The 13,496-nt window shown below is 32.8% G+C and carries 13 protein-coding genes; 3 read left to right on the top strand and 10 right to left on the bottom strand.

The window, feature by feature from the left end; all coding sequences use genetic code 11:
* Window positions 1-561 precede the first annotated feature (561 nt).
* A complete protein-coding gene (locus tag P8K68_RS02615; protein ID WP_300247911.1) occupies window positions 562-1,299 on the bottom strand; it encodes a lysophospholipid acyltransferase family protein in 738 nt (245 codons plus the stop codon).
* 278 nt (window positions 1,300-1,577) lie between these two features.
* Between P8K68_RS02615 and trpS the strand changes: the two genes are divergently transcribed.
* Window positions 1,578-2,546: a tryptophan--tRNA ligase gene (gene trpS / locus P8K68_RS02610; protein WP_300247908.1), complete on the top strand. Its 969-nt coding sequence runs from the start codon at window positions 1,578-1,580 to the stop codon at window positions 2,544-2,546.
* A gap of 26 nt (window positions 2,547-2,572) precedes the next feature.
* Here trpS and dprA read toward each other — a convergent pair whose 3' ends face one another.
* Entirely contained in the window at window positions 2,573-3,676 is a 1,104-nt protein-coding gene (gene dprA, locus P8K68_RS02605; RefSeq protein ID WP_300247906.1) for a DNA-processing protein DprA, read from the bottom strand.
* Window positions 3,677-3,942: 266 nt separating this feature from the next.
* Here dprA and P8K68_RS02600 point away from each other — a divergent pair, with 266 nt between their 5' ends.
* Both P8K68_RS02600 and P8K68_RS02595 read left to right on the top strand, forming a co-directional pair.
* Window positions 3,943-4,878 carry an SPOR domain-containing protein gene (locus P8K68_RS02600; RefSeq protein WP_300247904.1) on the top strand — a complete coding sequence of 312 codons (936 nt, stop codon included), beginning with the start codon at window positions 3,943-3,945 and terminating at the stop codon, window positions 4,876-4,878.
* Between the two features lie 55 nt (window positions 4,879-4,933).
* Window positions 4,934-5,443, top strand: a complete 510-nt coding sequence (locus P8K68_RS02595; protein ID WP_300247902.1) for an acyl-CoA thioesterase — start codon at window positions 4,934-4,936, stop codon at window positions 5,441-5,443.
* Between the two features lie 295 nt (window positions 5,444-5,738).
* On the opposite strand, the gene P8K68_RS02590 is transcribed toward P8K68_RS02595, so the two are convergent.
* From P8K68_RS02590 to atpG, 8 genes are all read right to left on the bottom strand, one after another.
* The gene (locus P8K68_RS02590; RefSeq protein ID WP_300247900.1) at window positions 5,739-6,968 is read right to left on the bottom strand and encodes a peptidoglycan DD-metalloendopeptidase family protein; all 1,230 of its coding nucleotides are present in this window, start codon (window positions 6,966-6,968) and stop codon (window positions 5,739-5,741) included.
* Window positions 6,969-7,736, bottom strand: coding sequence for a DUF4292 domain-containing protein (locus P8K68_RS02585; RefSeq protein WP_300247898.1), 768 nt, complete (start codon window positions 7,734-7,736; stop codon window positions 6,969-6,971).
* Entirely contained in the window at window positions 7,736-9,097 is a 1,362-nt protein-coding gene (locus P8K68_RS02580; RefSeq protein WP_300247896.1) for a tetratricopeptide repeat protein, read from the bottom strand. Before P8K68_RS02580 ends, P8K68_RS02585 begins: the two co-directional genes overlap by 1 nt.
* Window positions 9,098-9,330: 233 nt before the next feature.
* A complete protein-coding gene (locus tag P8K68_RS02575) occupies window positions 9,331-10,350 on the bottom strand; it encodes a sugar phosphate nucleotidyltransferase (RefSeq protein ID WP_300247894.1) in 1,020 nt (339 codons plus the stop codon).
* 75 nt (window positions 10,351-10,425) lie between these two features.
* Window positions 10,426-10,737: a GIY-YIG nuclease family protein gene (locus P8K68_RS02570; protein WP_300247892.1), complete on the bottom strand. Its 312-nt coding sequence runs from the start codon at window positions 10,735-10,737 to the stop codon at window positions 10,426-10,428.
* Between the two features lie 36 nt (window positions 10,738-10,773).
* Complete coding sequence (gene dut / locus P8K68_RS02565; RefSeq protein ID WP_300247890.1) at window positions 10,774-11,208, bottom strand: dUTP diphosphatase; 435 nt, start codon at window positions 11,206-11,208, stop codon at window positions 10,774-10,776.
* A 60-nt stretch (window positions 11,209-11,268) separates the two neighbouring features.
* Window positions 11,269-12,732 carry an oligosaccharide flippase family protein gene (locus tag P8K68_RS02560; RefSeq protein ID WP_300247888.1) on the bottom strand — a complete coding sequence of 488 codons (1,464 nt, stop codon included), beginning with the start codon at window positions 12,730-12,732 and terminating at the stop codon, window positions 11,269-11,271.
* 114 nt (window positions 12,733-12,846) lie between these two features.
* Window positions 12,847-13,496 (bottom strand): ATP synthase F1 subunit gamma (gene atpG, locus P8K68_RS02555; RefSeq protein ID WP_300247886.1); only part of this gene is annotated, 650 nt, incomplete at its 5' end.

Genomic DNA, 13,496 nt, shown 5'->3' with positions numbered 1-13,496 from the left:
CAGAAGCTTTGGGAACTTTCTTAGCAACCTGATTTCAGGGCTTATCGCATATAGCTTCTTGCCTAAAAAACCGTCTATTAAATTTCAAACTATAAATTCCAATCAAGTTTGCCTGTTTTAATAATCGAACTCAGGTTATTAAGGGGCTTATTAAAAAAGTGAAAATCAGAAAAAAATACCAGAATTCTTTTAAACTAGCCTTCCTAGTTATGTTGAAATAGTTTTTAAAAGGGTTTATTAAATACTCCATAGTTTTTAATTTTTTATTTCACATTACAAACAACAAGACTAAAAACCTTGTTTAAGAAGTCCTTTTTTTTCTATTAAACTATTTTCAGAAAAAAAATAAAAAACTAGCGCTAGTATTGTTGCAACAATTTTTGTTCTACATTAATTCTGGGAGACTTCTTAAATAACCCAAAATTCATGCTCAGCATCTCAAAATTAAAAAAAAATAAAATAATTTTTTCCTACAATTTCGGTAAGTGTTTTTAACATTATGGGGATGCCATATTAAAGATTAAAAAAAATATTGCTTTAAGAGGTTTTTTGGTACAGTTTTTATGTGTTAAAAATTTCAAGTTGACACAATACTATAGCCCTCGATCTTTCATTCAAAAGTCTAGTTTCTTTTGTAGTTAAACCTTCAGTAGATATAAACTTGTGCATTTTTACACGCATTTTTCCAGGACCACCACTAAAAAAAGTATATGAGAATCGTTTTTTATTATCTGCAAAAGTAATAGGCACAATAGGTATTTGATGATTAATAGCCAATCTAAACGCGCCATCTTTGAATTCATCTAATTCTATATGCTCTTCTGGTACTCCGCCTTCAGGAAAAATGCAGATGCTTAAACCAGATTTCAATCTGCGTTGGGCTCTTAAAAAAACGGCTTGCCTGCTTTTTGCTGAGTTTCTATCCACCAAAATACAAGTACGTTTATAGAAGAAACCAAACAACGGAATTTTAGCTAATTCAGCTTTACCAACAAATACAAACGGGTTTTTTATTGAAACCAACATCAGCATAATATCAACCATAGACGTGTGGTTGGCAATAAACATGTAACTTTTATGTTTTTCTGGAGTTTGCTCACGTTTTATAGTATAGGCAAAACCCATACCTATTAATATAAACTTAGCCCAAAGTCTCGCTAATTTAAAAAAGAAGGGATACCATGTTTCTTTAGCAATGGAAACTAAGAGTATTGGAAAAAGTATAAGTATGGGTAATGCTACAAGGATATAAAACCAAATACGATACAAAACCCAAAATATGTATTTAAAAAACATCATAAGTTCCAAAAATACATAAATGTATTGAGCTATACTCAAAGTGAAAAGTTTTTAGAGAATTTTGACGCAGATAGTTTTTCTTTATCAAGGCACAAATTTTAAAACACAGCCTTAGCTATGTTTTAAAATTTTAACAAAGAAAAAGGGGGAAATAAAAAGTAAAAAAATCGAAAATCTATTTGTTTTGAGTATTTATTATTAAAACGTTTACCTTTGCTTTCGGTTAAATTATTTTCAATACTAATTAAAGAGATTCCCTCCTTCGGGGGAATGAAAAGATGGCAAGAATACTAACAGGCATACAAAGTACAGGAACCCCACATTTAGGAAACATTTTAGGCGCTATTATACCAGCTATTAAAATGGCCGAAAACCCAAAAAACGATTCCTATTTATTTATAGCAAACCTGCATACGTTAACGCAAATAAAAGACCCAAAAACGCTACGCGAAAACACCTATTCGACCGCTGCAACTTGGTTAGCTTTTGGTTTAGATATAGAAAAAACAGTGTTTTACAGACAAAGTGATGTGCCACAAGTGACTGAGCTGTCCTGGTATTTAAGTTGTTTCTTCCCTTATCAGCGGTTAACATTAGCCCATAGTTTTAAAGATAAAGCCGATAGATTGGAAGATGTAAATTCTGGGTTATTTACTTACCCCATGCTTATGGCTGCTGATATTTTATTATACGATGCAGAAATAATTCCTGTTGGAAAAGATCAAGAACAGCATATTGAAATGACGCGTGATGTGGCTTCTCGTTTTCATGCTAAAGTTGGAGAAACTTTTGTTTTGCCAAAAGCTGAAGTTCAAAAAGACACCAAACTTATTCCTGGTACAGATGGTGAAAAAATGAGCAAAAGTAGAAGTAATATTATTAATATATTTTTAACTGATAAAAAACTGCGTAAGCAAATTATGAGTATTCAAACGGATAGTACGCCACTTGAAGACCCAAAAGATTGGAGTACTTGTAATTGTTTTGCTCTTTATAGTTTATTGGCTAACGACTCTCAAATTGACGCCATGAAAGCCAATTATGAAAAGGGTAGTTATGGCTACGGACACGCCAAACAAGCTTTGTTTGAATTGATTATTGAAACATTTGCTAAACCTCGCGAACGTTATAACTATTATATGAATAATCTCAACGAGATTGACAAAGCGCTTGCTGTTGGTGCTGAAAAAGCAAAGGTAGTTGCTGATGATGTTTTAAAACGAGTACGTGAGAAGGTTGGGTATTAACAAATTCCTACCTTTGTAGGATTTCATTAAATAACCTCAAATAATTTCCCTGGTAAAGGCCTAATTACACCCTTTAATTCCATATTCAAAAGTGTCCCAGATACTTTAAAAATAGGCATTTCACAATTCAAAGCAATTATATCCAGTTGCTGTTTGTCGTTTTCTTTTAGATAGTTATAAATAATTTTCTCAGTAGCATCCAACTCCACAAATAATTGTTTTTGCACCGCTGGTTTTTTGTTATTTTTTAATTCCCAATTTAAAATATAAGGCACATCCAAAGGGGTAGTACACATATGGGCTTTCTGATATTTTATTAAATTATTACACCCCATACTTTGGCTATCTGCAATCCTTCCTGGTACAGCAAACACATCTCTGTTATATGACCCAGCAATATCAGCTGTTACTAAACTTCCGCCTTTTTCAGCAGATTCTATAACAATAGTAGCTTCACTTAAACCTGCAATAATTCTATTTCGTTTTAAAAAATTTCGCTTATCAAATTTATCAGTACTCCAAAAATCAGAGAAAAAACCACCATTCTTCTCCATATCTACCATATACTTTTTATGCACTTTAGGATAAATCTGATTCAAACCATGTGCTAAACAGGCCACAGTTTGTAAATTGTGTTTCATTGCAGCCTTATGGGCAGTAATATCTGTACCGTAAGCAAATCCAGAAACAATTATAGGATTATAGGGTACCAATTGTTCAACTAAATTTTCGCAAAACGCAATGCCATTGGTTGTAATTTTTCTGGCTCCTACAATACTAATAATATGTGGTTTCTTTAAATCGATTTGCCCAGTTTGAAACAATAATATAGGGCTATCAATACAATGTTTCAGTTTTTCTGGATACTCATTGTCTTGGAAGTAAGACACCTTAATCGCATTTGCCTGAATAAAAGCTAATTCGTTCTCAGCTTCTTTTAAATGATGCATTTTAAACAAATCACTTATTGTTATACTTCCTATGCCGTCAATCTTCAATAAGTTCTGCTTCTTTTCTTTTAAAACCGCTTCTGCAGAACCACAATTTGAGATTAATCGTTTTGCTGTAATATCGCCAATATTTGGCACATGTTGTAGCGCTAAAGTGTAAAGCAAATCGTTTTCTGTCATGCTATCTTATTGATTTTGATATCGTACCAATTTAACTATAAAAAATCAATTATAAATCGTTTCTTATTAGCTATAACCTCATTAAAAAAGAAAACCATAACGATGCTATGCTTTACTTTTTTGTCTCATCCTAACTAAAAATAATTCAATTTACTTATACCACATTTCTTAGCTAAATTGGTACTACAATAAAAGAATTTTTATATTGTTAATAAATAATTACCCCTAAATTTTATTACAAAGCCCATTTTTTTAACTTTGTTTTCATGCAATTAGAAACCTACATTAGCGACTTACTCTATAGATATGAGTGTGTTACCATCCCTGAATTTGGAGCGTTTTTAACACAATACGTATCTGCTACTATTGATGATACTTCAAATACCTTTCATGCACCAAAAAAAACGGTGTCTTTCAATGAGCAAATTCAACAAAATGATGGTTTATTGGCGCATTATATTGCGGATGTTGAAAAAATCCCTTTTGAGGTTGCTAACAAAAAAATTGCAAAACGTGTTAAGCTTTTAAAATCTTACTTAACAGAAGGTGAAACCCTTACTTTCAAAAATATTGGAGAGATTGTTTTTAATAAAGAAGGTAAAGTTTTATTTGAACCTACGTATCATCTTAATTATTTAACCGATTCTTTTGGTTTATCACAATTTGTAACCCCGGCAGTAACTCGTGAAGTATACAAACGTGACGTTCAAGCCATTGAAAAAGCAATCCCCATTGCTGTAACTCCAGAAAAACGAAAGTCTAAATCTTATTTAAAATATGCTGCAGTCGCTTTAATTGCTTTAACTTTAGGTGGTTTGGTAACTTCTAAAATTTATGTAGATAAAATTGAAGAACATAACCAATTAGCCCAAGAACAAGCAACACAAGAATTAGACTCTAAAATACAACAAGCTACTTTTAATTTAAACCCACTACCAGCAATCACGTTAAATGTTACCAAGCAAACAGGTAATTATCATATTGTTGCTGGCGCGTTTAGAATTGAAGAAAACTGCGATAAAAAAGTGAAACAACTTAAAGCAGATGGGTTTAGTGCCAGAAAAATTGGTGCTAATAAATACGGTTTACACCAAGTAGCCTATGCGAGTTATGAGGGCAGACTAGATGCCTTAAAAGCTTTACGAAACATTAAAAGAGCACATAATAGAGAAGCTTGGTTACTTGTCCAAAAACTAGACTAGTTTAGCATAATTTCACATCTTACTTTGTAACTTTACCTCATCATAAAAATCCGCGATGAAGGCAAAAACTCCCGAACAATCAAGAACGACCATGACAGACATGGTTTTACCAAGTGAAACCAATCCTTTAAACAATTTATTTGGTGGCGAATTATTAGCACGTATGGATCGCGCAGCAAGTATTGCTGCCAGACGTCATTCTAGGCGTATCGTTGTAACCGCCTCTGTAAACCATGTGGCATTTAATAGAGCTGTACCTTTAGGCAGTGTTGTAACAGTTGAGGCCAAAGTATCTCGTGCATTCAACACCTCTATGGAGATTTATATTGATGTTTGGATGGAAGACAGAGAATCTGGCGCAAGAACTAAAGCTAATGAAGCCATTTATACATTTGTGGCGGTTGATAAAACGGGGCGACCTGTAAAAGTAGCCGAGGTATCTCCTGAAACGGACCTTGAAATAGCACGTTTTGAAGCCGCTTTACGACGTAAACAATTAAGTCTTTTACTAGCCGGAAAAATGAAACCAAACGAAGCTACAGAGTTAAAGGCGTTGTTTGATTAAGAGAATTATTTGGGCGTTACCCAAGGGTCGGGCTTTTATTCATGCTTTTCTATTTAATATTTTTGGATTCATGAACATAAATGTTTCACTGTATCTTTTTTTAACGTCATAGCCAGGACGAAGGACGTGGCTATCTGTTAAATTAAAGTTCCAAATAAAGTATATGTTTATATTTTAAAAAAAGGATGCCGTTTCAATCCCTAACGCGGGTGTAGAACTTCAAAAAATAATTGTAGTTTCAATTAATGACATTCCTGCCATTGTTTATCTTGAGCGAAGTCGAAAGGCAGAAATTTTACATCTTATAAATCCAACTCGCAGGGTTCTCAGTAGCTGTCCCTTTAGACAAGGTAAAACTTAAAATAGTTTCACCATTTGAAGGGTTTGTAAAAACCTCACCAATTACCTGTTTCGTTTTTACTTTATCGCCTTTTTTTACATACACTTGAGATAGATTTCTGTAAAGTGTCAAGTAATTACCATGACGAATCATCACAATAGGATTTACATTTTTCATCTTTAAAATCTCACTCACTTCACCATCAAAAACCGCTCTAGCTTTTGCCCCTTTTTCGGTTGCTATACGCACACCGTTACTTTTTATTTTTAAAGAGCTATCAATAGGATGTGGTTGTGTACCATAGCCTAAACGCACAAAGCCTTTCTCAACAGGCCAAGGCAACTTACCCTTGTTTAAAATAAAATTAGACGCTAATACCTTTTCTTCCGCAGTTAAAGCAAATGTTTTAGAGCTTGTTGTTTTTCCAGCTTTAATATTGGACTTTGCAATAGCAGCTTTAATAATTCTATCAATTTCTCTATCAATTTTATCAGCTTCGCGTTGTTTTTCTTTTATCTGAGACGCATATCTAGACAGATTCTTTTTAATAGAAGCCATAAGTGTTTGGTGCTGCTTACGCTCTGTTTCTAAAGACTGCTGTACCACTCTGTTTTCAGCAATCAGTTTCTTTTTGTCGTCTTGCTGTTTTAATAAACTCGCATTGGTGTCTTGAAGCTCTAAAGTTTTAGTTTTTATAATTTCACCTTGTTGCTTCTGATGGTCCGAATACTGTTTAATATACTGTAAACGCTTATACGCCTGTTTGAAATCGTTTGAAGACAGCAAAAACATAATCCTACTTTGCTGATTTTTACTTTTATAAGACTTCACTATCATAGCAGCATAATTTTCTTTTAACTGCTTTAATTCGTCTCTTAAGCTGGAAATTTTATTTTGATTCGAACTAATTTCTCGAGTTAGTAAATTCGCTTGTTGGTTAGTTACTTTTATCAAGTTAGATAACACGCTAATCTTATAATTAAAATCTTCTATTAATGAGAGTTCAGATTTTGCTTTAGATTTATTTTCATTCCGTAGTTCATTAATTTTCTGGATTTCTCTGCGTAATTCTTGTCTTCGAGATTCTAATTGTTTTTGCTTATTAGTTTGAGAAAAACTCAAACTACTGCACAACAGAAACCCTAAAATAAAAACCAATCTGTATGTAAGCGTACTCACTTTCATTTAAAGTTCAATGGCTTTAAACCCTGAAGGTATTTTAAATGGAAAACGTAAGTCTTCATTTAAAGACACGTTTTTCATCTCTAATTCTACAATCATTTCACTACTAGATTCAACAGCAATCACCTTAATCCGTTCTGGTATAATTTGTGTTTCAACATCTTGATAGGCTAAATAATCAATTTGTAAATGCCTAAACTCCTTTGGTTGTGATATTTGTTGTGATTTTACTTTAAAATTTGAAGGGTTTAATAGAAAAAATATTTCAAATAAATCACGTTGATTTTTAGGCTGAACAATATAAGAACCATCATCAACCGAAACTTTATAAGCTCCAGAACTCATTGTATATAAAGTTTCTCCTAATAGTAAATTTTGAACTTTATCAAAATCTAATTCAGTACCCAATAAATCACTCAAATATTTATAATCACCATCAAAATAAGTATTATCAAGCTTGTTATAAAAACTCACTTTTTCAGGAGTAACTAATGCTCTAATTACAGAAAACGTAGCATTTATCCATAATGCTTCATTCTTCTTAGCTCTAAAGTTTAGGGTATGTGTTTGAGATTTACCTTTTTGAGTATAGGTGATTTTAAGTCTAGCTTGCAACGTTTTAAAATTGGCGGCTTGTTTTGCGTTTTCTTTTATTAATTGCCTGTTAGACAAATTATAATTCGTTTCGCCAGTACTAATTGTTTTTGCAGATTTGCAATTAAACAATAGGATAACAAATACGCCTAATATTATTTTTGATTTTATATGCATTAATTTTGGGATTGTATTTGTTTTGCCTTATAACTAAACGATTTTGCTTTGGCTGTATTGTTCAGTAGGGTATGAGCTTTACTTAATTGATTATAAAAATCGGCTTCCATTTTGGTATCGTCTATAATATAATCTAAACCTGTTTCAAGGGGTTCAAGTGCTTCTTTTGGTAGATTTAACTCATTTAAAGCAACTCCATGTATTAAATATAAAATAGGTTGTGATGGATATATTTCAAGTGCTTCACCACTCTTTGCTTTAGCCAATTCATACTTTTTTAAATCTATGTATAACAACATCACATTTCGTAATACTCCAAAATTATTAGGTTCTAATTTCATAGCGGCTTCAAAATGCTCTAAGGCTTTTACTTTATTGTTTTTAGCCAAATAATAGTGTCCTAACTCTTCAACTGTTTTACTGTTATTCGCATCGGTAACCATAGCCGTAGCTTCAACCAAATCCCCTTCATACTCTGGGTTTTCTTTTACAAACTTTATAAAATCCGTAAGTACTTTTAGTTTCGCTTCGGGTTTTATAGCTGTGCTTTTAACTACTATTTTCATAGATTCAATAGCCTTTTCAGCATCGTCATCATCTAAATAAAATTTGTATAAAGCTAAATGTACTAATTGCGAATTTGGATTAATCTTCAAGAGTTCTTTTGCGGTTTCAAAGGCTTTTTCTTTGTCATTGTTTTCGCTGTAACGGAAAATAAGCGCCAGATAATTTGATTCTTTTTCAGGGTTGTCTTCAACGCGACTTTCTAAGTTCTTTATTTGATCTTTCTTACGGCCTGTAGCTTCGTAAATTCGATTACGCATAATATCTCTACTTACCGAAATCCCAAACTCAGCATCCAATGCATCTATAATCTCTAAAGCTTCATCATACTTTTTTGTTCTCACATAAAGTGATGCCAAATCTTCTTTATAATCTGGATGAAATCTTACCAGTTGCTTAACTGTTTTTATAGCTTTATCAGGCTCATTTTGGGAAACATAAAAACCGTAAAGTTCGTCTAAAAACCATTCGTTATCGGGGTCTTTTTCAACAGCTTCTTTAAAAGCATCTTCAGCAGCTACAAAGTTTTTTAGTTTATTATAACTTTTACCCAATTCAAAATACAAAACAGGCACCGTTTTATCTATAGCTATGCATTTTTGTAAAGCCTCCGCAGCTCTATCATAGTTTTCTATACCCTTTTGCTTTAAAGCCTCGTAGAATAGCTCTTGGAATTTATCTTCATTATCTCCTAAATCATCTTCAGGTGTTTTATTAAAATCTACTTGGGCATAGTTTATCTGCGGAAGCAAAAGCATTCCGAAGAAAAAAACAACTATGTGGATTTTTTGTTTCATTAATTATTTAATTGTTTGGGCGTTACCTTTTACTCATACCTGCAAGGTTTTAAAAACCTTGCAGGCTCACAAAAGGTCGGGCTTTACGCTATATCTTTTTTGCTATTAAAAGCAAAAAAGGATGCCTCTTCAATCCCTAACGCAAGAAACAGATCTTTAAACATATTGACAACTTCAAATTGTATTCCAAACTTCATTTAATGAGATTCCCTCCTTCGAGGGAATGACAAATATTATTCCAAAACCGAATAATCGCCTATACTAATACTAGTAAATTCTCCATTGTATTTAACGTTATTACCAATCATGGCATTGTTTAACTTGGCATTTTTAATTTCAGAATTGGTTTGAATTAAACTGTTTTCAATTGTTGAATTTTCAATAACCGTTCCATTTCCAATAGAAACAAAAGGACCAATTGTTGTGTTTTTAAGCACGACATTTTCGCCAATAAAACAAGGTTCAATAATATTTGAATTCTCTAATTTAGCTGAAGATGCTACTAATTGCTCTTCGCCATCAGCTTTTAAAAACCCTAACATACGTTGGTTGGTTTCAATGGTAATGGCTTTATTTCCGCAATCCATCCACTCATCAACTGTTCCTGTTTTAAACACTTTGCCTTCTGCCATCATGCGTTTAATACCGTCGTTAATTTGGTATTCGCCACCATTCATAATATTTTCATCCAATATTTCTTGTAGCTTTCCTTTTAAAACGGCAACATCTTTAAAATAGTAGATACCAATAACAGCTTGGTCGCTAACAAATGTTTCTGGTTTTTCAACGAGTTCTACAATCTCCTGATTTGAATTTAATTTAACAACACCATAAGCCTCCGGATTATCAACTTGTTTCGTCCAAATTACGCTATCTGCTGTTGGATCTAAATCAAATTCAGCTCTTATCAAAGTATCTGCATAAGCAATTACCGCAGGTCCAGATAAAGATGGTTTCGCACACATAATAGCATGTCCTGTTCCTAAAGGTTTGTCTTGACGGTAAATGGATGCTTTTGCTCCTAAACTTTTAGCTAAATCTTCTAAACTAGAAACTACCTCATCACCAAACCATGCTGGATCGCCTAAAACAAAGGCAATTTCTTCAATTGGCTGCTTTAAAACTTTAGCAATATCTTTTACCAATCGATGAACAATAGGTTGTCCAGCAACTGGAATTAATGGTTTTGGTACGGTTAAACTATGTGGACGTAAACGAGAACCTCGTCCTGCCATGGGTACTATTATTTTCATACAATTGCCCGCGAAAGCGGGTATCTCTTTAACGTTAAACTTTATTCCTGTGAAAACAGGAACCTCTTTATTTTATTATCGTAATTTATTAAAATTTAGATTCCAGTTGACACTTAAATCAGACCAACTAGGATTCATATCTTCTATCAGCTCTATTTTCCATCCCCTTTTCCATTTTTTAAATTGCCTTTCTCTTTTTTCGGCTTCATTTCCGTTTTCAAACTCTTCAAAATAAACCAATCTATCGCAATTATATCTTGCAGTGAAAGACTTTGGATATGCCTTTAACTTATGCTCTTTTACTCTTTCATCAATATTATCTGTTACGCCGATGTATAAAACTCCATTTCGCTTATTTGTCATGATGTAGACGTACCAATATTTCATTCTTATCGATTAGGAGATTCCTGCGTTCGCAGGAATTTATTTCGTTCCAGTACTCCCAAAACCACCTTCACCTCTATCTGTTTCTGATAAAATTTCTACTTCTTCCCATTCTCCACGTTCATGTTTTGCAATCACTAATTGAGCAATACGCTCGCCGTTATTAATAGTGAATTCTTCATTTGAAAGGTTTACTAAAATCACACCCACTTCACCTCTATAATCGGCATCTATCGTTCCTGGAGCATTAAGCACTGTAATACCTTTTTTAGCCGCTAAACCGCTTCTAGGGCGCACTTGGGCTTCAATGCCAACAGGAAGCTCTATAAATAGCCCTGTGCCCACAATACTGCGTTCTAATGGTTTTAAAACTCTCGCCTCCGAAATATTAGCGCGTAAATCCATTCCTGCAGAAGCTATAGTTTCATAATGCGGTAAATCGTGACTGGATTTGTTAATGATTTTTATTTGCATCTTTTTATACATTTTACTTGAGACCTGTCAGGTTTTAAAAACCTGACAGGTCTATATACATTATTTATTCTTTAACATTCGTTTTAGTTCATTTATTTCAGAAAAATAAACGATTCCCAAAAATACAATTAACATAGATATTCCAATAATATATTCACCTCTATATTGATAGAATGAAAGTAATGATAAGCCAATTGAGATTAATAAATACAACCCTATTTTCTTAAGGTTATAAGGTATTGGATAATACTTCCTTCCAAAATAATAAGATAATAACATCATAGAAGTGTAAGCGGCTAGTGTTGCAATTGCTGATCCTTTGTAGCTTATAATAGGTATTAACCAAAAGTTTAATCCTAAAGTTATTAGAGCGCCAAATACTGATATATAAGCCCCAAACTTGGTTCTATCGGTTATTTTATACCAAACCGAAAGGTTGTGGTAAATACCAAGACAAAAGTTTGCTATAAGGATAATTGGTACAATCCACATAGCTTCCCAATAATTTTCACTTCTTACAATAATTGGTTTTAATATATCGGCAAAAACAACAACCGCAAGTAATATAATAGAACCAATTGCCACGAAAAACTCTAATATTCTAGCGTAATTCTTTTGAGGATTTTCCGCCTTCGCATGACTAAAGAAAAAAGGCTCAATACCCAAACGATAAGCAGTGGCAAAAAGCGTCATAAACAATGCCAATTTATAACAAGCTGAATACATGCCTACTTCTGTTTTGGCAATATTTTCTGGTAATAGATAATCTAATAGTATTCTATCAAATGTTTCATTAATTGAAAATGCAATACCCGCTATTAATACAGGTATAGCATATTTTATCATATGCTTCCATAAAGCCTTGTCAAATTTATATTTGATTTTAATATAGAATGGAAACATTAATAAAAGCGTGATTCCACTTGCTATTAAATTTGCTATGAAAATATAATTAATTTCAAAGTTAGAAATGTATATGCTTTCAAAAAGAGAATTATTAGAAGCTAAACCCTTTAATGCCAATAAAAAGAATAAGTTTAAACCTATGTTTATGACGACATTGAAAATTTTAATAACCGCATAACGCATGGGCTTTTCGTTGGCTCTTAACCATGCAAAAGGTATAATAACCAAAGCGTCTAATAACAAAATCCATATGACTAGCTTGATATATTTTACATCAATATCGATTAGATTTGATATTTCGTTTTTGAATAAAAAGCCAAGAATAAAAAATCCAATTGAAGAAATCACTAATGAAATTGCGGCTGTACTCGTTACGCTGTTTTTATCATCTTCTTTGTTAAAAAACCTAAAAAAAGCAGTTTCCATACCATAAGCTAGAATCACATTGAAAAGCACGAAATAAGAGAAAATAACAGAAACTTCTCCATATTCAGCAACTGAAGAAAGGACACCGTCTGTGGTATAAAGTGGCACCAGCAAGAAACTCAACATTCTGGGAAGCACAGTTGCTAAACCATAGATGAATGTTTGTTTAAATAAAGACTTGAGTGCGCTCAAAAAAGTGGTATGTTTTTGAGGTTAAAAATAAGACTTTTATAACAAAAAAACCTAACTCGTTAAAGTTAGGTTTATAATCTTTTAGAATGAGATTTCTGCTTTCGCAGGAATGTATTAGTTATTCAAAGCTTCAGCTCCACCAACAATCTCAAGGATTTCATTAGTAATAGCTGCTTGACGTGCTTTATTATAAGTTAACTTCAATTGATCTCTTAACTCAGTCGCATTATCAGTGGCTTTATGCATTGCTGTCATACGTGCGCCATGTTCAGATGCAAAAGAATCTCTAACTCCTTTATATAATTGCGTTTTTAAGGACTTAGGAATTAACTCTTCAACAATCTCTATTTTTGATGGCTCAAAAATATAGTCTGCATTGTTATTAGCTTCTCCTTCAACAGGAACAATTGGCAAAAACTGTTCAGTCATCACAATTTGTGTCGCTGCGTTTTTAAATTTATTATAAACGATTTCAATTTTATCAAACTCGCCAGCAACAAAATTTTCCATTAATAACTCAGCAACTTCAGCAACATTATCAAAAGTTAAATCGTCATAAACTTCACTTTTATTAGCTATAACTCTATTGGTCTTTTTAAAAGCATCATTCGCTTTTTTACCAATGGCTAAATAAGAAACCTCTTGATTAGCATAAGTTTCAGATGTTAATCTATTAACTTCCTTGATGATGTTTGAATTAAATGCGCCTGCCAAACCTCTATTAGAAGTAATTGGTACTAAAAGCACTTTCTTTAATTCACGTT

The organism is Algibacter sp. (assembly GCF_029245835.1).
In the GTDB taxonomy this organism is placed as follows: Bacteria; Bacteroidota; Bacteroidia; order Flavobacteriales; family Flavobacteriaceae; genus Algibacter_B.
The sequence above is the reverse complement of the archived record's forward strand: the minus strand, read 5'-3'. Positions and strand labels throughout refer to the sequence as shown.